The following is a 19,499-nucleotide window of genomic DNA, read 5'->3' as shown; positions in this document are numbered from 1 at the left end:
TCGACGCTTCCGGTCTTACGCAAAGGCGCTGCGCAGCAGTGCCTGTGCTTCCCGGTACGCAGGCCGCTCGAGCAACTTGCCCCAGCTCGGCGCCTTGCCGCGCGGACGCAGCTGCCGCAGCCGCTGCGCGCTCTCCTTCGACGGCACGTACGCGAGCTCGCGCAGCACGGCTTCCGCAGCCTCCGGCTGATTGCAGACGAGCACCATGTCGCAGCCGGCCTCCAGCGCCGCCTGCGCAGCCTGCGTGAGCGTGCCGCCCGCGCGCGCCGCTTCCATCGACAAATCGTCGCTGAAGATCGCCCCGGTGAAACGCAGTTGCTTGCGCAATATTTCCTGCAGCCAAATGCGCGAAAAGCCGGCGGGTTTTTCGTCGACCTTCGTGTAGATCACGTGCGCCGGAATAACGGACGCGAGCGCCATGCCTAGCCAATCGTACGGGGCGGCGTCCGCGTTGAGAATGTCATCGAGTTCGCGCTCGTCGACAGGCAGCGCCACGTGCGAATCCGCGCTGGCGAACCCGTGCCCGGGAAAGTGCTTGCCGCAGTTGCCCATGCCCGCGAGCGCGAGGCCATGGTTCAGGCTCTTTGCGAGCAAGGTCACCACGCGCGGATCGCGATGAAAAGCGCGATCGCCGATGACCGACGAGCGTCCGTAATCGAGATCGAGCACGGGCGTGAAGCTCATATCGACGCCGCATGCGCGCAGCTCGGCGGCGAGCACATAGCCTGTGGCCGTGGCGACCTTCGTCGCAAGCAGCACATCCCGATCCCACAGCTCGCCCAGCCGCCGCATCGCCGGCAAGACGGTGAAGCCGTCCGTGCGGAAACGCTGAACGCGCCCGCCCTCGTGATCGACGGCGATGAGCAGATCGTCGCGCACGTCGCGAATCGCGTCGGTCAGCGCGACGAGCTGCCGTCGATTCTCGAAGTGACGCGCAAACAGGATGACGCCGCCCGTCATCGGGTGCGAGAGGCGCCGCACGTCGTCTTTGTCGAGCACGGGGCCCTTGACGTCGAGCATGACCGGTCCGGGGAAAGTTTTCATCGGATAAGTGCGAGAAAAATCGAATATGAAACGGCGTCGGCAGTCCCGACCGGGGCGACGGCTAGACGAATCGAAAGAGACTCAAGTCGCGCTCGGCGCCAAGTCGGATTCGGCGATGACGAACGCCACCGCGTAATCGCGCTCGTCGCTGACCGTGACCTGCGCCGTGATGCCGCGCTCGGCGAGCCAATCGGCCAGTTCGCCCGACGCCTTGACGATGGGCTTGCCGCTCGCCTCGTTCAGCGTCTGCAGGGCGCGCCAGGTCATGGGCCAGTGCATGCCGAGCCCGATCGCCTTGGAAAACGCCTCCTTGGCCGAAAAGCGCGTGGCGAGAAACGCTAGCCCTCGCACTTCCGAGCGGGCCTTGCGCGCATGGTAGATGCGCAGTTCGTCCGGGCCGAGCACCTTCTCGGCAAAGCGTCCGTTCGTGCGCGTCATGACCGCCGCCACGCGGCTCACTTGAATGACGTCGGTGCCGATCCCGTAGATGGCCATACTTTCGCCGCTCGGATCAGTGCGTCGCGGCAAGACGCGCGGCCACCATGATGGCCTTCATCTCGCGCACCGCGTTGTCCCAGCCGGAAAAGATCGCTTGCGCGACGATGGCGTGGCCGATGTTCAGCTCGACGATGCCCTCGATCGCCGCGATCTGCTGCACGTTCGTATAGTGCAAGCCATGACCGGCGTTGACTTTCAACCCTAACGACGCGCCGAACGCGACGCCGCGTACGATGCGCTCGTACTCGCGCCGCTGATCGGCTTCGCCGTGCGCATCGGCGTACTGTCCTGTATGCAGTTCGATGACGGGCGCCCCGGCCTCATGTGCCGCGCGAATCTGTGTTTCGTCCGCATCGATGAAAAGCGACACGCGCGACCCGGCGTCGGCCAACTGGCGGCAAGCGGCGCGCACCGATTCAAAATGCCCCGCTACGTCGAGCCCCCCCTCCGTCGTCAGCTCGGCGCGCTTTTCTGGCACGAGACACACGTCGTGCGGGCGCACATCGCAGGCAATATCCAGCATTTCCGGCGTAACCGCGCATTCGAGGTTCATGCGCGTCGACAGCTGCGTACGCAGCGCGCGCACGTCCGCATCGACGATGTGGCGCCGGTCCTCGCGCAAATGCAGCGTGATGGCGTCGGCGCCCGCCGCCTCCGCTTGCAGCGCGGCGCGAATCGGGTCCGGATAGCGCGTGCCGCGCGCGTTGCGCAGCGTGGCGACGTGATCGATATTGACACCCAGATCGATGACGGTCGGAGACGTCAGAAAGAAGCTCATAGATTCTGCAGGTCGAGAAGGATCTGTCGGGTGGCGAGCGGCGTGCCGCCCAGATAAGTGTTGAGCAGAAAGCGCATCAGCGTTTTGCTTTGCGCGATGGTCTGAGCACGATGGTAATCGTCGCGCTCCATATCGAGCAACGTCTGACCCGACACGATGGGCCAATGCGACGGCAATGCATCGCTCGCCTCGCGCACGCCGCGCTGGGGATCGAACACATACCGGCCCTCGGGCGTCACGGCTCTTCGCGCGGCCGTGCGGTCGAGCGACATCGCATAACCGGTCTCGCGCAGCAGCACGCGTTCGAACGAGCGCAGCACCTGGACCGGCGGCTCGTCGTGGGCGAGGCGCGTGAGCGTGACGACATAGTGATGAAACAACTGAGGGTGCGGGTCCTCGCGCGCGCAAAATTTCACGAGCAGTTCGTTCACGTAGAAGCCGCACAGCAGCGCGTCGCCCGCCAACGGCAGCATTCCGCCCACCCATTCCGCACCCGTGAGCGTGCGCATCTCCGATTTGCCCGACCACGACATCGACAGCGGCTGAAACGTCTGCAGCACGCCGCGCAACGCCGAGTGCGGTCGCTTCGCCCCTTTCGCGACGAGCGCGAGCCGACCGTGATCGCGCGAGAAAACATCGATGACGAGACTCGTCTCGCGGTAGGGATAGCTGTGCAAGACGAACGCAGGCTGCTCCGCGATCCGGTGCGCGCTCTCGCGCGAGACGCGGCGGGGTTCCGCCGCGGGCATGCCTTCGGTATCGGCATGGCGCACCGCTTCGGCGCGCCTCGTACGACGGCGCGGCTTGGGGGCATGCCCGTCCTCGGTTGCCGGTTCATCTGGCAGGACTCGCGCGCCGCGACTGCGCGCATCGCCGGCCGTATCGAGCTCAGGCGACGGAAGCGCTACCGGCGCGTCGTGGATCTCGTCATTCGTACCCATAGGCGCGCAGCCCGGCTTCGTTGTCGGCCCATCCGCTCTTCACCTTGATGAAGGTTTCGAGATAAACGGGGCCGTCGAAGAGCTTCTCCATATCGACGCGCGCCTCAGTGCTGATCTGCTTGAGCTTCGCGCCCTTGTGCCCGATGATCATCGCCTTATGGGCGTCGCGCTCGACGAGAATCGTCGCGAAGACGCGACGCAGACGCCCTTCCGTTTCGAACTTGTCGATCAGCACGGTGCTCGTGTAGGGCAATTCGTCGCCGGTCCACCGAAACACTTTCTCGCGCAGAATCTCGGCCGCGAGGAAACGCTCGCTGCGATCGGTCAGATCGTCTTCGCCGTAAATCGGCTCACCCTCGGGCAGGTACGGCTTGACCGTCTTCAGCAAATGCTCGACGTCCTCGACTCGCTTGGCCGACAACGGCACGATCTCCTTGAATTCACGCAGCGCGCCCATTTTCTGCAAGAACGGATACAGGCTCTTCTTGTCGGCCACCCGGTCGAGCTTGTTCACGACGAGCAGCACCGGCGCCGACGGCGGAATCAGATCGAGCACCTTCTGATCGTCCGGCCCGAACCGGCCTGCTTCGATCACGAACAGCACGGCATCGACGGCGGTCAGCGTCGAGGTGACGGCGCGGTTCAGCGAGCGGTTCAACGCGCCGCTGTGCTGCGTCTGGAACCCGGGGGTGTCGACGAAGACGAACTGCGCGTCGTCGAACGTATGAATGCCCGTGATCCGATGGCGCGTCGTCTGCGCCTTGCGGGACGTAATGCTGATTTTCTGGCCGACGAGCGCGTTCATCAGCGTGGACTTGCCGACATTGGGCCGGCCGACGATGGCGACCATGCCGCAGCGAAAACCGGAGGAAGTGGGGGTATCGATCATGCGGAGCTGCCAAGTCGGGAAGGAGTCGCGCGGCGCGCGGGAGGCGCCGGCATCGCGAACGAAGTCATGAATGGTCGGGTTCGGGCGCGCGAGGCCGCGCGGCGCCCGCGATGTCGGAGACGAGTTCGGCCTCGCCGCCTCGCGCCGACCCGCCGGGGCTCGGCTGCCCTTCCGTTTTGGCGGCGCCCGATTCCGGCTTGCTTGGCGGCGGCGCCTTGTGTTCGACGTGCGCGGCCCGGATCATCGCGGGCGGCACGCTCGCCGCACGATCGACGGCTTCGGCCACGCTGCCGGCCTTCGCGACATCGCCGCGTCCGGTTTTGTCTTTGTCGGTCTTATCGCTCTTGTCGCCCCGTTCGCCCTTGCGCTCGGGCGAACGCAAGTCGAGCGCCGCCTGCACGCCCTTCACGCCCGGCACGACCTCGGGCTCGCCAAGCTTGGCGGCGCGCGCGCCGCGCGAACGCTTGGACTTGACCTCGAGCGCCGGCTGCAGCGCCATCACTTCCTCGAGCGCCTTCTTGGCCGCGGCCTGCTCGGCGGCGCGCCGGCTCGCACCCGAACCCGAGACCTTCACCTCGAGTTTGGGCACCGCGCATTCGACCTCGAATTGCTGGTTGTGAGCGGCCCCGTGCGTTGCCACGACCGTATAGGTGGGCAATGCGATCTTGTGGCCCTGCAGGTACTCCTGCAGCAATGTCTTGGAATCCTTGCCGAGCGTGCGCGGATCGATGTGATCGAGGATCGGCACGTACAACCGCTTGATGACGGTCTGCGCGGCATCGAAGCCGCCGTCGAGGAAAATTGCGCCGAGTATCGCCTCGAACGCGTCCGCGAGAATCGACGGCCGCCTGAACCCGCCGCTGCGCAGTTCGCCTTCACCGAGCCGTAAGCTCTCTGAAATATTCAGGGCCTGAGCAATCTCGTACAGCGACTGCTGCTTGACGAGGTTGGCGCGCACGCGCGACAGATCGCCTTCGTCCAATTTGCCGAATCGCTGATACAAAAGGGCGGCCACCGCGCAATTTAGAACGGAATCGCCCAAAAATTCGAGCCGTTCATTGTGCGAGGCACTGTGACTGCGGTGAGTTAACGCCTGGCGCAACAATTCCGCATTGCGAAATTCGTAGCGCAACCGGCTTTCCAGCGGAGATAGCGGCATGTGCAGAGTATAACGCGCGCGCCCTGCCCGACGATCCGGCAGGGCAAGACGCGAAAAACGAGGCGAATCGGGCGTGCGTCAAGCGACTCGGTGCTCGGTGTAGCATGCGATTCGCGTGCTGGCGCGACGCGAACGAGGCGCTCAGTTGAACGAACCGATGCGTTTCAGATTACTGAAGTTCATCCAGATGAAGAACGCGCGGCCGACGATGTTGCGGTCCGGCACAAAGCCCCAGTACCGGCTGTCGGCGCTGTTGTCGCGGTTATCGCCCATCATGAAGTAATGTCCGGGCGGTACTTTGCAGACGACGCCGGCGCTGTTGTACGTGCAGTTGTCGCGGTACGGATAGTCTTCGGCGCCGATGACGAAAGGCGGCACGGCCGGATTGTTCAGGATCGCGTGCTTGCGCGTACCGAGCGTTTCCTCGAACTGTTTGGCGTAGCCGATGCGCTCTTCGTCGAAGTAATCGGGCAGCGGCGTTTCAGCCACGCTCTGGCCGTTGATCGTGAGGTGCTTGTTTTCGTAAGCGATGACGTCGCCGGGCAGCCCAACCACACGTTTGATGTAGTCGACGGATTCGTCCTTCGGATAGCGGAAGACGACGACGTCGCCGCGCTGAAGCGGGCTACCCTGCGTGATCTTCGTATCGGTGATCGGCAAACGCAGGCCGTACTCGAACTTGTTCACGAGAATGAAATCGCCGACGAGCAGCGTGGGCACCATCGAGCCCGACGGGATCTTGAAGGGCTCGACGACGAACGAGCGCACGAGAAACACGACGAGAATGACGGGAAAGAAGCTGGCCGTGTACTCCAACCACCAGGGCTGGCGTAGCTTCTCGTCGCGCAGCCGCGCGCGGGTCTGGGGCGCGTTTTCATCGGCGAAACGTTCGCCGACGCGCGCTTGCTGGCGGTCGAACTCGACGACGGCGGCGTCTGCGGCCCGGCGGCGCCGAGGCAAAAACACTAACTTATCGGCAACCCACGCGATGCCCGTCAAAACGACGAGCACAAAGAGAATCAGCGCAAAGTTCATGTAAGAGCGGTCCTGTTATTTGTCTTCGACGCGCAAGATTGCGAGGAAAGCCTCTTGCGGAATCTCGACGGACCCGACCTGCTTCATTCGCTTCTTGCCTTCTTTTTGCTTTTCCAGCAGCTTCTTTTTACGCGTGATGTCGCCCCCGTAGCACTTCGCAAGCACGTTCTTGCGCAGCGCCTTGATGTTCTCGCGCGCGATGATATGCGCCCCGATGGCCGCTTGAATCGCGACATCGTACATCTGGCGCGGAATGATTTCGCGCATCTTCGCCGCGACCTCGCGACCGCGATACTGCGACTGCGAGCGGTGAACGATCACCGACAGCGCATCGACCTTGTCGCCGTTGATGAGCATGTCGACCTTGACGACATCGGACGCGCGATATTCCTTGAACTCGTAATCCATCGACGCATAGCCGCGCGACACCGACTTCAGCCGATCGAAGAAGTCGAGCACGATCTCGGCCATCGGGATCTCGTACGTGAGCTGGACTTGGCGGCCATGGTATTGCATGTTGATCTGGCTGCCGCGCTTTTGCGTGCACAGCGTGATGACCGAGCCCACATAGTCCTGCGGCATGTACAGATTCACCGTGACGATCGGCTCGCGAATCTCCTCGATCTTCGACGGGTCGGGCATCTTGGCCGGATTCTCGACCATGATCGTCGTGCCGTCGCCTTGCACGACCTCATAGACCACGGTGGGCGCCGTGGTGATGAGGTCCATGTCGAACTCGCGCTCGAGCCGCTCCTGCACGATCTCCATGTGCAGCAAACCGAGGAAGCCGCAGCGGAAACCGAAACCAAGCGCTTGGGAGACTTCAGGCTCGTACTGCAGCGAGGCGTCGTTCAGCTTGAGCTTCTCGAGCGATTCTCGCAGCGCATCGTATTGATTCGCTTCGACGGGATACAGGCCCGCGAACACCTGCGGCTTGACTTCCTTGAAGCCGGGAAGCGGCTCTTGGGCGGGCCGGCTGGCGAGCGTTACCGTATCGCCTACCTTCGCCGCCGTAAGCTCCTTGATGCCGGCGATGATGAAACCCACCTGCCCGGCCGCGAGCTCGTCCAGATTCTTCGACTTCGGCGAGAACACGCCGACATGCTCGACGGGGTACTGCGCGCCGGTCGCCATCAGCTTGATCTTGTCTTTCGGGCGCAGCGTACCGTTCACGATGCGCACGAGCATGACGACGCCGACGTAGTTGTCGAACCACGAATCGATGATGAGCGCCTGCAGCGGCGCTTGCGCGTCGCCCTTTGGCGGCGGCACCTTGGCGATCAGCGATTCGAGGACATCCTCGACGCCGAGGCCCGTCTTCGCGCTGCAGCGCACGGCATCGGTGGCGTCGATGCCGATGACGTCTTCGATCTCGGCAATCGCATTTTCGGGATTGGCCGCCGGCAGATCGATCTTGTTGAGCACGGGCACGACTTCGACGCCGAGTTCGATCGCGGTGTAGCAGTTCGCGACCGTTTGCGCCTCGACGCCCTGGCTCGCATCGACGACGAGCAGCGCACCTTCGCAGGCCGACAGCGAACGGCTGACCTCGTACGAGAAGTCGACGTGCCCGGGCGTGTCGATCAGGTTCAGGTTGTACACCTTGCCGTCGCGCGCCCGGTAGTGAAGCGCGGCGGTTTGCGCCTTGATGGTGATGCCGCGCTCGCGCTCGAGATCCATCGAGTCGAGCACTTGCGATTCCATTTCACGGTCGGACAAGCCGCCGCAGATTTGAATAATGCGATCGGCGAGCGTCGACTTGCCATGGTCGATGTGAGCAATGATCGAAAAGTTGCGTATATGATCCATTCAGGGCCGATCAAGCGAAAAAGGCGCGCTCGGACGATTGCGGAGCACGCCTTGTAAGTACGTGAAAATCCGGGCTATTTTAGCTGAAATGGCCCTCTCACGGCGGATTTCGCGGTAGCGATCGCCGTTAGGCATGGCGCGCGGGCCCTTGCACGGCCCGCCGGCGCCCCGCGTAGCCGCTCACGCCGTGTGCGAAATCAACGCCGCGCGCACTCGCTCGGCATCGAGCCGGTAGCGGCTCAACTCCACGCCCTCGAACATCAGCACGGGCACGAGTTCGTCGTAAAGCGCGACGAGCGCGGGATCGGCATCGACGTCGATGATGTCGACCGTCGCGCCGAACGCCTGAGCCAGCGGCGCCAGCGCCGCATGCATCTCTTCGCAGAGATGACACCAAGCCCTCGAGTATAGGGTCAACCGGGGGGCCAGCCGCGGCGCGCGCGAGGCCGTGGCCGTGGACGTCATTTGGCTTTCGCGCGCGGTTTGATCGGGACGAACTGCGTGTTCTCGCCGCGACGCACGAGCACGGGCACCATTTTTTGAGCATCGAGGTGCGCGGTGACCTGCTCGAACTGCTTGGCGCTCGACACGTCGGTATCGCCGACGCGCAAGATGATGTCGCCCTTTTGCAGGCCAACGCGCGCGGCGGGGCCGTCGACAGCGTCCACCTGCACGCCGCCCGTCGCGAGCTTCAGCGACTTGACCTGGTCGGTCGACAAATCGGAGACCGTGACGCCAAGCGGGTTGCTCGGACGCGCCTTCGGCGCCGGGGCCTGCTGCTCGTCGGCCTTCGCGGTCTTCTCCGGCTGCGTCTGCACCACCGTGATCGGCAAGTCTCGCGATTGCCCCTTGCGCCAAATCGTCACCGTGGCCTTCGTGCCGGGCTTGGTATCGCCGACCATGCGCGGCAAGTCGGTATCGGCCTCGACCGGCGCGCCGTTGAACTTGAGAATGATGTCGCCGGGCTGCACACCGGCCTTCTCCGCCGGGCCGCCGGGCTCGACGCTACTCACGAGCGCGCCTTCCGCGCGGGGCAGGCCCAGCGAATCGGAGACGTCTTTCGTCACCTGGCCGATCGACACCGCGATGCGCCCGCGCACCACTTTGCCCGTCGTTTTGAGCTGGTCGGCCACGCGCATCGCTTCGTCGATCGGAATCGCGAAGGCGATGCCCATGAAGCCGCCCGTGCGGCTGTAGATCTGCGAGTTGATGCCGATCACTTCGCCTTGCATGTTGATGAGCGGGCCGCCCGAGTTGCCGGGGTTCACCGCCGCGTCGGTTTGGATGAAAGGCAAGTAATCGCCCGTCTCGCGTCCCTTGGCGCTGACGATGCCTTCGGTCACCGTGTTGTCGAGCCCGAACGGCGAGCCGATCGCCACCACCCATTCGCCCACGCGCACCTTGTTCGAATCGCCGATGGTCACGGTCGGCAGATTCGTTGCGCTTATCTTGACCACGGCGATATCGGTACGATCGTCCGCGCCGATCAGCTTGGCTTTGAACTCGCGCTTGTCGGTCAGCGTGACGTAGATGTTGTCCGCATCGTCGACCACATGCGCGTTCGTCATCACGTAGCCGTCGGACGACACGATGAAGCCCGAGCCGACCCCGTTGCTCTTCTCGTCGTCGTTGTTGTCCGATTGGTCGGGGCTGCCGCCTCGGTCGCCCCGGTCGCCGCCGCGCGGCGAATTCGGCGCCTGCGGCAGCGGGATCCCGAAAAAGCGCCGGAAAAACTCGGACATATCCCCTTCGTCGAGACCCGGCGGCAGGCCGCGCTGACCGCTCGGCGCGCCGGATACGCGCGTAGTCGTACGAATATTGACGACTGCCGGCCCGACTTTGTCGACGAGATCGGTGAAATCGGGCAAGTTTGCGGGGGCAATCGCCCATGCCGAGTGCGGCACGAACGACAGGCAAGCCATGGCCGCGGCAGCCGCGAGGAATTTGCGCACCGAAAGAGTCGTCATAAGCAGGAAAGCCGAAGCGTTACTTGGTAGCCTTGTATTCTATGGCAGACGCGAAGCGCTGCAGCGTGGCTTGGGGCACTTCCCCCAGCACCGTGACCCAATAGTCGCGGTAGCGTGTGACGAGCACATGCGTTGCGCCCGTGCTGCCGGCGCCTTCCTTGCGCGTGCTCTTGTCGGCCGGCTCGACGAATACCGAGATCGTCGAAAGGCCATCGGAGAATACCGCCTGGTCCACGGGGATCGGCGGCGCCGACGGATCGCGCGCGGCCATCGGCCGGCGCAACTCGCGGATCTGATGGAACCCCGGCACATCGGGCTTGATCCGCCAGCCTTGAGCCTGCATGTCGACGGCCGACACCGGCGGGTGCACGATCGTCCAGCCGCTGGTGTTGCGCATACCCGCGACGATACTCGCTTTTTGCGCCGGCACGCCAATTCGCACCTGGGTAAAGGCGATCTGCTCAAGCACTTGACCCGACGCGTCGAGCGTCTGGACGCGCAGCAGCAGGCCCGTTTTCTTGTCGGCCCAAAGCTTATAGGCGAAGCGGTAGGCATCCTTGGGATCGAGTTCGATCACCTGAGCATCAATATCGGCGACGCGATCGGCGCCCAGCAGCTTCGAGTCGTACACGGACAGCACCTGCGCCCCGCTCTCGCTCATGAGCGCGGGGAAAGCATCCCTGTTGAGCCGCTTTTCGACCACGCATAGATGCCGCTCGGGCACGAACGTATAAAGATCGTCGTCGTGGCGCAAAAGCTTGCGCGGCTGCCCGTCAAGACTTTCAAGCGATTCGAATTCGCCGTCCCCGCGTACGGCGTAGTGCGCGATCCGTGAGGACTGCACGAAATTGCCGCGCTGATAGACGAACACGCCTTCGTAATTTTCGCGTTGAGCCGCTTCGTGGATTCGGTCGAGCCAGCTTGCGGCCTGTTGCCGTGTGGAGGCGTCCGCTTGGGCAAGCGCCGCATGGGGGGAGACCGACAACAGCGCAGCCGCGCAAAGCAGCCATGCCGCCCGCTGCCGACGGGCGGCAACGCGCATCGAGCGCAATGTCAGCATCGACTTATTGGCCTTGGGAAGTCTGAACCGCGGCGCGCACGAGCGGCATCGGGCCCTGCATCATCATCGGCTGCTGCGCGAACTGCTGGTGCGCTTCCAAGTATTGATCGAGGCTGGCGTCGCGAATGATATTGCCTTCCTGGGCGCCTGCTTGGCTCGACATGGCGACGGTCTGAACGCCGTCGGCGCGGCCACCCATGGATGCCGTCTGGACCGTGCCGTGCAACCCGCCGTGCTGCCATTGCGGAAGGACGATCCAGCTCAACGTTGCGGCGGCCGCCGCCATGGCCAGCGCGGGCGCGACGCGCCGGCGCAGCACCGATGCGGCGCTCGGTCTGGCCGAGCGCACCGGTGCGATGACGTGCGGCTCGCCCTCCAGCCGCGCCGCGAAGCCCGCCAGGAAAGCATGGCTCGCGGCCGGGTGGACGGCCAGATCATCGGAGCGCAGGGCGTCGCCGATCAAATGGTAAGCCGACCAAGTCGTGCGATCGACATGATCGAACTCGGCCAGCAGTTCGTCGACCGGCTCGGAAGGCGAAAATCCTTCCCCATCGACGAATGCGGACAAACGCTCGCCTCGCGAGCTTCCTTGCGACTGCATCGAGACCGACCCCATGACGCTCCCCATCTTACAAACACCCCGTAGTGACACGACTTAACCCAATATTGGTATGCCGAGCCCGAATCGATCGGCCGCAAGCGCGCTACCAGCGCTTGCCCTCCGGCGTATCCAGCAACGGACGCAATTTTGCCGCAATCGCTTCACGCGCGCGAAAAATACGCGAGCGAACCGTTCCGATGGGACACCCCATCATGTCGGCGATTTCCTCGTAGCTCAGACCCTCGATTTCACGCAAGGTGATCGCTACCCGAAGCTCTTCCGGCAAAAGCGCCATCGCGGCGTTGACCGTCTGCGCGATCTGCTTGCTCATCAACATCGACTCGGGCGTGTTGATATCCCTTAGTTGATCCGCGTCGGAGAAAGTTTCAGCTTCCTCCGCGTTTGCTTCCGTCGAAGTGGGCGCGCGCCGGCTTTGCGTCGCGAGATAGTTCTTCGCCGTGTTGACGGCGATCCGGTACAACCACGTATAGAACGCCGACTCGCCGCGAAATTGCGGCAACGCCCGATACGCCTTGATGAACGCATCCTGCGCGACGTCCTCGACCTCGGCCGGGTCGCGCACGAGCCGCGAGATCAAGCGAATGATCTTGCGGTGGTATTTCGAGACCAGCAACTCGAACGCGGCTTTATCGCCCTGCTGCACGCGCTCGACCAGAACCTGGTCGATTTCTTTTTCGCTCACCTGTTGGGGTCCGTTCACTTGGGAGGGGTGCGTCGCGGGACCGCTATTGTAGCGTCCCGATCACACCCTAATGCGCCATGTGTAACCGTCGTTACGGCCGTTACAGGTTGGTATGCGGCGGGCACGCCCCGCGCTAACCCGCGGCCGACTAGTACGCGCCTTGCCGGCCGCGCACCGCCAGTTCCCTGAACGCCGCGCCGTCGACGGAATCGGCCGCGACGAGCACCGCTCTCGGCCGACGTGCGTCCGCGCCCGCGACAGCAAGCACGAGCAGCCGCTCCGCCCACTGGGCCGCGCCCACGATTGGCCCGTAAAACAGCGTTCGGCCGCCCGCGTCGTAGCCGATGACGCCATCCGGCGTCAACTCGAGCAGCATCGGCTGCCGGCGTTCGAACCGCACATAAGAGACGGCGAGCGCCGCGAACGCGGCAGCCGCGAGCCAAATCGCGTCGGGTACGCCAAGGTGCTGGGCCGCCGTGAAATGAACGGCAGCCGTGCACACGAGCGCAAACGCCAGCGAAGCGGCCCGCACCGTTAGGGAGCGGCGCAGCGGCATACACCGCCGCACGTCGGCTTCGCCATGGCGGGCGGCCGCCCGCTGCCGAGCGCTCGCCGAGGTCAAGCGCGCTTGAAGACGAGCGTGCCGTTCGTGCCGCCGAACCCGAACGAGTTCTTCAGCGCGACGTCGATCTTCATCTCCCGCGCCGTGTTCGCGCAGTAGTCGAGATCGCACTCGGGATCTTGGTTGAAGATGTTGATCGTCGGCGGCGACACTTGGTGGTGGACGGCGAGTACCGTGAACACCCCTTCGAGCCCGCCCGAACCGCCGAGCAAGTGGCCCGTCATCGACTTCGTCGAGTTGACGACGACCTTCTTCGCATGATCGCCGAGCGCACGCTTGATGCCCGTCGTTTCGGCGATGTCGCCGAGCGGCGTCGACGTACCGTGCGCATTGACGTAATCGACTTCGTCCGCGTTCACGCCTGCATTGCGCAACGCGGCGACCATGCAGCGGCGCGCGCCGTCGCCGTCTTCCAGCGGTGCGGTCATGTGATAGGCGTCGGCGCTCATGCCGTAGCCCGCGATTTCGGCGTAGATCTTCGCGCCGCGCGCCTTCGCGTGCTCATACTCCTCGAGCACCATGACGCCGGCGCCCTCGCCTAGCACGAAGCCGTCGCGATCCTTGTCCCACGGACGGCTTGCCGTGGCCGGGTCGTCGTTGCGCTGCGACAGCGCGCGCGCCGCCGCGAAGCCGCCGATCCCAAGCGGCGAGACCGTCGCTTCGGCGCCGCCCGCGAGCATCACGTCGGCGTCGCCGTATTCGATGAGGCGCGCGGCCTCGCCGATACAGTGCAGCCCCGTCGTGCACGCCGTCACGATGGCGAGGTTCGGCCCCTTCAGACCGAATTTCATCGACAGGTGGCCCGAGATCATGTTGATGATCGACGCCGGCACGAAGAACGGCGAAATGCGGCGCGGGCCGCGATTGAGCAGCTCCGTCTGCGTGACTTCGATCATCGGCAGACCGCCGATGCCGGAGCCGACGATGACGCCCGCGCGCTCCGCGTTCGCTTCGCTGATTTCGATGCCGCTATCGCGCATCGCCTGCATGCCGGCCGCCATCCCATAATGGATAAACGTATCCATATGGCGGGCTTCCTTCGCCGGCATGTAGTCTTCGACGTTGAAGCCTTTGACTTCCCCGGCGAATCGCGTCGAGAAGTTCGTCGCATCGAACTTCGTGATGGTCGCGATACCGGACTGGCCGGCGAGCAGATTGGCCCACCCGTCGGCAACATTATTGCCAACAGGCGACACCAGCCCCAAGCCTGTAACAACAACACGGCGACGGCTCACGGTAACCCCTTTTCCATAAATGACAAAAGCAAAAGCCACAGCGGCCACAGGAATCCACCCCTGCGAGCCCTGTGGCTAAGAATTCGGCACCAGCATCGGCATCCGACGTGAAATCGCGTCAAACGCGGCCGGCGGATCGACGCCAGGCGCGCCAGGCGTTACGCCTTGACGTTCGCGCGCGCGTAATCGATAGCTTGCTGGACGGTCGTGATCTTCTCGGCTTCCTCGTCCGGAATTTCCATGCCGAACTCGTCTTCCAGCGCCATCACGAGTTCAACCGTGTCGAGCGAGTCCGCGCCGAGGTCGTTCACGAACGAAGCTTCGTTCTTGATTTCAGCTTCGGCGACACCCAGTTGTTCCGCGACGATCTTCTTGACGCGCTGTTCGATGTTGTCCATTACCCCTCCGAGGGAAAAAGTTCAAAATTGCAAGTGCGCGCATTTTATCAGGTTTGCCTGCTCAAAAAGCGCGCTCACGGCTAGGGCGCCGGAAGCGTTCGGCTGCCGCCGGCGCGGATGGTAAACGAAATTCGTTAAGACATGTACATCCCGCCGTTCACATGCAGCGTCGTGCCGGTAATGTACCCGGCCTGCGGCGATGCAAGGAAGGCGACGGCGTTGCCGATGTCCTCGGGGCTGCCCAAGCGGCCGAGCGGAATCTGCGTCTTCAGCGCGGCCTGCTGCTCCTCGGGCAGCACCTTCGTCATATCGGTGTCGATGAAGCCCGGCGCCACGCAATTGACCGTGATGCCGCGGCTGCCGATCTCACGAGCCAGCGCACGCGTCATACCCGCCACCCCGGCCTTCGCCGCGGCGTAGTTCATCTGTCCGGGGTTGCCGGCCGAACCGACCACCGACGTGATGTTGATGATGCGTCCGCCGCGCGCCTTCATCATCGGGCGCAGCACGGCGCGCGAGAGGCGGAACACGGCCTTCAGGTTCGTATCGATGACGGCGTCCCACTCGTCGTCCTTCATGCGCATCGCCAGTTGATCGCGCGTGATGCCGGCGTTGTTGACGAGTACGTTCAGCGTGCCGAATTCCTTGACGAGCGTATCGATGAGGCTGTCGACCGCCTGCGCATCGTTGACTTCGAGGACGACGCCGCGCCCCGCCAGGCCTTCCGCCGCGAGGGCTTCGGTGATGCCGGCCGCGCCGGCTTCGCTCGTGGCCGTGCCGATGACGGTCGCGCCTTGCCGAGCCATGACGAGCGCAATCGCCCGGCCGATGCCGCGCGAAGCGCCCGTCACGAGCGCGACTTGTTTATCGAGAGCTTTTTCCATATAGATTCGAATGATCCGCTAGCACGCGGTGAGTTCGTCGCAGTTTCGATTCCGGTTCGCCATCGCGGCCGAGCCCGAAGGCTCGGGCATCATGCGGCGAGGAGCTTGAGCGCTTCGTCGAGCGAAGCGGGATCGGTGATCGCCGCGCCAACGAGATTGCCGTCGATACGCTTGGTCAGGCCCGCGAGCACTTTGCCCGGCCCGCACTCGATGACGTGCGTGACGCCGCTTTGCGCCATCGACTGCACGCATTCGACCCAGCGCACCGCGCCGGCGGCCTGGCGCACGAGTGCATCCTTGATCGCAGCCGGCTCGGACACCACGGCGACATCGACATTGTTGACGAGCGGGATGTGCGGCACCTTGATCTCGACGCTCGCGAGGTACTCGCGCAGGCGATCGGACGCCGGTTGCAGCAGCGAAGAATGGAACGGCGCCGACACGGGCAGCGGCAGCGCGCGCTTGGCGCCTTTCGCCTTGGCGAGTTCGCAGGCCTTCTCGACCGCCGCCTTGTGTCCGGCGATCACGACTTGGGCGGGCGCGTTGAAATTGACCGCTTCGACGACACCCGCGCTCTCGCGCGCCGCGTCCGCGCAAACCGCGCGGACCGTGTCGTCGTCGAGGCCGAGGATCGCGGCCATGCCGCCGACGCCGACCGGCACGGCCGTTTGCATCGCCTGCGCGCGAAAGCGCACGAGCGGCACCGCATCGCGAAACGCGAGCGCCCCCGAAGCGACGAGCGCGGTGTATTCGCCCAGGCTATGTCCCGCGACCAGCGCCGGCTCGGCGCCGCCTGCCTCGCGCCACGCGCGGTAGATCGCGTAGGCGGCGGTCAGCATGACCGGCTGCGTGTTCGTCGTGAGATTGAGTTCCTCGGCGGGCCCCTCGGCGATCAGCTTGCCGATGTCCTGACCCAATGCGTCGGACGCTTCCTGAAGCGTTTCACGCACGATCGCGCGATCGGCGAACGCGTTGAGCATGCCGACCGATTGCGATCCTTGCCCCGGAAAAACGAACGCGAATTTCATATCGTCCCCAAATGTTGAGCTTGTTCGGCCTGAGCGGCGCGCACGGGCGAACCGGGCCGCCGCCACAGGCGCGGCCGCGCCGCTCGCGGTATGCCGATCAGAAGCGGATGACGGATGCGCCCCAGGTGAAGCCGCCGCCGACGCCTTCGATCAGCACGTTCTGACCGCGCTTGATGCGCCCGTCGCGTACGGCGATATCGAGCGCGAGCGGAATCGAAGCAGCCGACGTATTGCCGTGCTCGCCGACCGTCACGACCATGCGCTCCTGCGGCACGCCCAGCTTGCGGCACGTGTGCGTCATGATGCGGATATTGGCCTGGTGCGGAATGAGCCAATCGACCTGATCGGCCGACAGATCGGCTTTTTGAAGCGCCTCGACGGCGACTTTCTCGAGCACGTTCACGGCAAGCTTGAAGACCGCCTGCCCATCCATATGGAGAAACGCGCTGCCGGCGATGACGCCGCCGTTCACATGGCCCGGCGTGCAGAGAATATCGGCGTAGCTGCCGTCCGCGTGGAGCGCGCTCGAGAGCACGCCCGGTTCGTCGGACGCTTGCAGAATCGCCGCGCCCGCGCCGTCGCCGAACAGCACGCAGGTGGTGCGATCGTTGAAATCGAGGATACGGGAGAACGTTTCCGCGCCGACGATCAGCGCCGTGCGGTGCTGGCCGCTGCGGATCATCGCGTCGACGGTCGCGACGGCGTACGCGAAGCCCGAGCACACCGCCTGAATATCGAAGGCCGCGCCGCCGTTCTTGATCTGCAGCTTGTTCTGCAGCAAGCACGCCGTGCTGGGAAAAACGAAATCGGGCGTGGACGTGGCGACGACGATGAGGTCGATCGTTTGCGGATCGATATCCGCCGCCTCGATCGCGCGCTGCGCGGCGGCGAGCGCGAGATCGCTCGTCGTCACGTTGGATTCGGCGAAATGACGCGAGTGGATGCCCGTACGGGCGACGATCCATTCATCGCTCGTTTCGATGCCGCGTTGGGCAAGGCGATCCGCGAGCTCTTGATTCGTGACACGGCCGGGCGGCAAGTAGCTGCCGGTGCCGAGCACGCGGGAGTAGAGGTTCGATTGGGCCATTTATGCTTTCGAGGATACCGCGGCGTAGGGCTCGCTCGGACGGCCGGCGAGATTCACGTGACCGGCGCCGCCCGCGTCGCGCGCTGCTTGCGCGAGCGGAGCCGCGTTTTCTTCCATCGCGCGCGCCAGGCGTTCAAGGACGCCATTTTTGACGGCATCATACCCGCGTTTGATGGCCCACTCAAACGCATAGGCGTCGGCCGAACCATGACTCTTGATGACGAGCCCGCGCAGGCCGAGCAATGCGGCGCCGTTGTACTGGCGATGATCGACGCGCTTCTTGAAGCGCATGAGCACCGGGAGCGCCAAGAACGCCATCAGCTTCGTGAGCACCGAACGGCCGAATTCCTCGCGGATGATCTCCGAGAGCATCTGCGCCAATCCTTCCGACGTTTTGAGCGCGACGTTGCCGACGAAGCCGTCGCAGACGATCACATCCGTCGTGCCCTTGTAGATGTCGTTGCCTTCGACGTTGCCGCGAAAATTGAGCGTGCTCGCGCGCAGGAGTTCGCCGGCGCGCTTGATGGTCTCGTTGCCTTTGATGACTTCCTCGCCGATGTTCAGGAGGCCGATCGTCGGGCGCTCCTTCCCCTCGAGCGCCGAGACGAGGGCATGCCCCATTTCGGCGAACTGCAGCAAGTGCTGCGGCTCGCAATCGACGTTCGCGCCGAGGTCGAGCATCATCGTGTAGCCGTGCGAATTCGGCAGCGCCGAAGCGATCGCCGGACGCTCGATACCGGTCAACGTCTTGAGGACGTAACGGGAAACCGCCATGAGCGCGCCCGTGTTGCCGGCAGAAATACAGGCCTGCGCCGCCTCGTCCTTGACGAGGTTGAGCGCAACCCGCATGGACGAATCCTTCTTCTTGCGCAATGCCACTTCGACCGGGTCGTCCATGGCGACGACCTCGGTCGCGGGCACGACCGTCAGCGCCCGAATATCGAGCGCCTTGCATTTCTTCAGTTGAGCACGAATCGGGGCTTCGAGTCCGACGAGCATCAGCTCGGCGTCGTCATGCGAACGAACGAAGTTGACGGCAGCGGGAACGGTCACGGACGGGCCGTGGTCGCCTCCCATGCAATCTATCGTGAGCTTTATAGTCATGGACCGCGACGAATTTCAGGCGCGCTGCGTGTGGGATCGGAGCATGTCGCTCCGCACGGAACTGAAATAAGCGCTCGAGCGCTCGCTCCGAGCCGGCGGCGAAACACGACGCCGACACGACACGACCCCACGCGGAGCCGGAGCGAATGCTTGAACGCCAGCTCCGATCGACAGATCAGGCGCCAACTATGGCCGACACAAAAAAGCGGCAACCGAATGCCGCCCTTCGTTCGACCCCGAAAAATGTCGAGCAAGCCGCTCGCCGCGCACAGCGCCACCGGATTTCAGCGGCCGCCACGCGCCGACGCGATTAGTCGTTCTTCGTCTTGACGACTTTCTTGCCGCGGTAGTAACCGTTCGGGCTGATGTGGTGACGCATGTGCACTTCACCCGTGCTCGGCTCGACCGCCAGGGGCGTCGTCGTCAGGAAATCGTGCGAGCGGTGCATGCCGCGCTTCGACGGCGACTTCTTGTTTTGCTGGACTGCCATGGTAACTCCTAAAAATTTTCGGGATGCTAACACAGCCCGATCGGCGTAACGCCAGTGGCCAAACGGCCGGCGCGCCGCATCGCGCTACTCATTAGTCATGCAACGGCTCAATGCTTCTTGCCGCTCTCGCCGCCGCCACGCTTGAGCGTCTCGAGCGCGGCGAATGG

General features: G+C 64.2%; 21 protein-coding genes. All 21 read right to left on the bottom strand.

Annotated elements, in window-relative coordinates:
• Positions 1-15 precede the first annotated feature (15 nt).
• Positions 16-1,044: a beta-N-acetylhexosaminidase gene (gene nagZ / locus ACTHNR_RS17195; protein ID WP_440548864.1), complete on the bottom strand. Its 1,029-nt coding sequence runs from the start codon at positions 1,042-1,044 to the stop codon at positions 16-18.
• An 81-nt stretch (positions 1,045-1,125) separates the two neighbouring features.
• The gene (gene acpS, locus ACTHNR_RS17190) at positions 1,126-1,539 is read right to left on the bottom strand and encodes a holo-ACP synthase (RefSeq protein WP_440548863.1); all 414 of its coding nucleotides are present in this window, start codon (positions 1,537-1,539) and stop codon (positions 1,126-1,128) included.
• Positions 1,540-1,555: 16 nt separating this feature from the next.
• Positions 1,556-2,320: a pyridoxine 5'-phosphate synthase gene (gene pdxJ, locus ACTHNR_RS17185; RefSeq protein ID WP_440548862.1), complete on the bottom strand. Its 765-nt coding sequence runs from the start codon at positions 2,318-2,320 to the stop codon at positions 1,556-1,558.
• Positions 2,317-3,261 (bottom strand): DNA repair protein RecO, encoded by a 945-nt coding sequence (gene recO / locus ACTHNR_RS17180; protein ID WP_440548861.1) that lies wholly within the window; start codon positions 3,259-3,261, stop codon positions 2,317-2,319. The genes pdxJ and recO overlap by 4 nt, the downstream gene beginning before the upstream one ends.
• Complete coding sequence (gene era / locus ACTHNR_RS17175) at positions 3,248-4,111, bottom strand: GTPase Era (RefSeq protein WP_440548892.1); 864 nt, start codon at positions 4,109-4,111, stop codon at positions 3,248-3,250. The genes recO and era overlap by 14 nt, the downstream gene beginning before the upstream one ends.
• Positions 4,112-4,214: 103 nt before the next feature.
• Positions 4,215-5,309 (bottom strand): ribonuclease III, encoded by a 1,095-nt coding sequence (gene rnc, locus ACTHNR_RS17170; RefSeq protein ID WP_440548860.1) that lies wholly within the window; start codon positions 5,307-5,309, stop codon positions 4,215-4,217.
• A gap of 141 nt (positions 5,310-5,450) precedes the next feature.
• A complete protein-coding gene (lepB, locus tag ACTHNR_RS17165; RefSeq protein WP_440548859.1) occupies positions 5,451-6,344 on the bottom strand; it encodes a signal peptidase I in 894 nt (297 codons plus the stop codon).
• A 15-nt stretch (positions 6,345-6,359) separates the two neighbouring features.
• Complete coding sequence (lepA, locus tag ACTHNR_RS17160; RefSeq protein ID WP_440548858.1) at positions 6,360-8,153, bottom strand: translation elongation factor 4; 1,794 nt, start codon at positions 8,151-8,153, stop codon at positions 6,360-6,362.
• A gap of 180 nt (positions 8,154-8,333) precedes the next feature.
• Positions 8,334-8,618 carry a glutaredoxin family protein gene (locus ACTHNR_RS17155; protein ID WP_440548857.1) on the bottom strand — a complete coding sequence of 95 codons (285 nt, stop codon included), beginning with the start codon at positions 8,616-8,618 and terminating at the stop codon, positions 8,334-8,336.
• Positions 8,615-10,120, bottom strand: coding sequence for a DegQ family serine endoprotease (locus ACTHNR_RS17150; protein ID WP_440548856.1), 1,506 nt, complete (start codon positions 10,118-10,120; stop codon positions 8,615-8,617). Before ACTHNR_RS17150 ends, ACTHNR_RS17155 begins: the two co-directional genes overlap by 4 nt.
• Before the next feature lie 19 nt (positions 10,121-10,139).
• On the bottom strand, positions 10,140-11,180 hold the full coding sequence (locus tag ACTHNR_RS17145; protein WP_440548855.1) for a MucB/RseB C-terminal domain-containing protein: 1,041 nt from the start codon (positions 11,178-11,180) through the stop codon (positions 10,140-10,142).
• A 4-nt stretch (positions 11,181-11,184) separates the two neighbouring features.
• Entirely contained in the window at positions 11,185-11,796 is a 612-nt protein-coding gene (locus tag ACTHNR_RS17140) for a sigma-E factor negative regulatory protein (RefSeq protein WP_440548854.1), read from the bottom strand.
• A gap of 88 nt (positions 11,797-11,884) precedes the next feature.
• On the bottom strand, positions 11,885-12,484 hold the full coding sequence (rpoE, locus tag ACTHNR_RS17135) for an RNA polymerase sigma factor RpoE (RefSeq protein WP_440548853.1): 600 nt from the start codon (positions 12,482-12,484) through the stop codon (positions 11,885-11,887).
• 148 nt (positions 12,485-12,632) lie between these two features.
• Positions 12,633-13,040 (bottom strand): hypothetical protein, encoded by a 408-nt coding sequence (locus ACTHNR_RS17130; RefSeq protein ID WP_440548852.1) that lies wholly within the window; start codon positions 13,038-13,040, stop codon positions 12,633-12,635.
• 62 nt (positions 13,041-13,102) lie between these two features.
• A complete protein-coding gene (gene fabF, locus ACTHNR_RS17125; RefSeq protein ID WP_440548851.1) occupies positions 13,103-14,341 on the bottom strand; it encodes a beta-ketoacyl-ACP synthase II in 1,239 nt (412 codons plus the stop codon).
• A 158-nt stretch (positions 14,342-14,499) separates the two neighbouring features.
• Positions 14,500-14,739 carry an acyl carrier protein gene (gene acpP, locus ACTHNR_RS17120; RefSeq protein WP_004197638.1) on the bottom strand — a complete coding sequence of 80 codons (240 nt, stop codon included), beginning with the start codon at positions 14,737-14,739 and terminating at the stop codon, positions 14,500-14,502.
• Positions 14,740-14,873: 134 nt separating this feature from the next.
• The gene (gene fabG / locus ACTHNR_RS17115) at positions 14,874-15,623 is read right to left on the bottom strand and encodes a 3-oxoacyl-ACP reductase FabG (RefSeq protein ID WP_440548850.1); all 750 of its coding nucleotides are present in this window, start codon (positions 15,621-15,623) and stop codon (positions 14,874-14,876) included.
• 89 nt (positions 15,624-15,712) lie between these two features.
• Entirely contained in the window at positions 15,713-16,651 is a 939-nt protein-coding gene (fabD, locus tag ACTHNR_RS17110; RefSeq protein ID WP_440548849.1) for an ACP S-malonyltransferase, read from the bottom strand.
• 97 nt (positions 16,652-16,748) lie between these two features.
• A complete protein-coding gene (locus ACTHNR_RS17105; protein WP_440548848.1) occupies positions 16,749-17,738 on the bottom strand; it encodes a beta-ketoacyl-ACP synthase III in 990 nt (329 codons plus the stop codon).
• The gene (gene plsX, locus ACTHNR_RS17100) at positions 17,739-18,842 is read right to left on the bottom strand and encodes a phosphate acyltransferase PlsX (RefSeq protein WP_440548847.1); all 1,104 of its coding nucleotides are present in this window, start codon (positions 18,840-18,842) and stop codon (positions 17,739-17,741) included.
• Between the two features lie 310 nt (positions 18,843-19,152).
• The gene (gene rpmF, locus ACTHNR_RS17095) at positions 19,153-19,332 is read right to left on the bottom strand and encodes a 50S ribosomal protein L32 (RefSeq protein ID WP_010105341.1); all 180 of its coding nucleotides are present in this window, start codon (positions 19,330-19,332) and stop codon (positions 19,153-19,155) included.
• Between the last annotated feature and the right edge of the window lie 167 nt (positions 19,333-19,499).

The organism is Trinickia sp. (assembly GCF_051954495.1).
GTDB lineage: Bacteria > Pseudomonadota > Gammaproteobacteria > Burkholderiales > Burkholderiaceae > Trinickia.
This window is presented reverse-complemented; position numbering and strand designations above follow the sequence as displayed.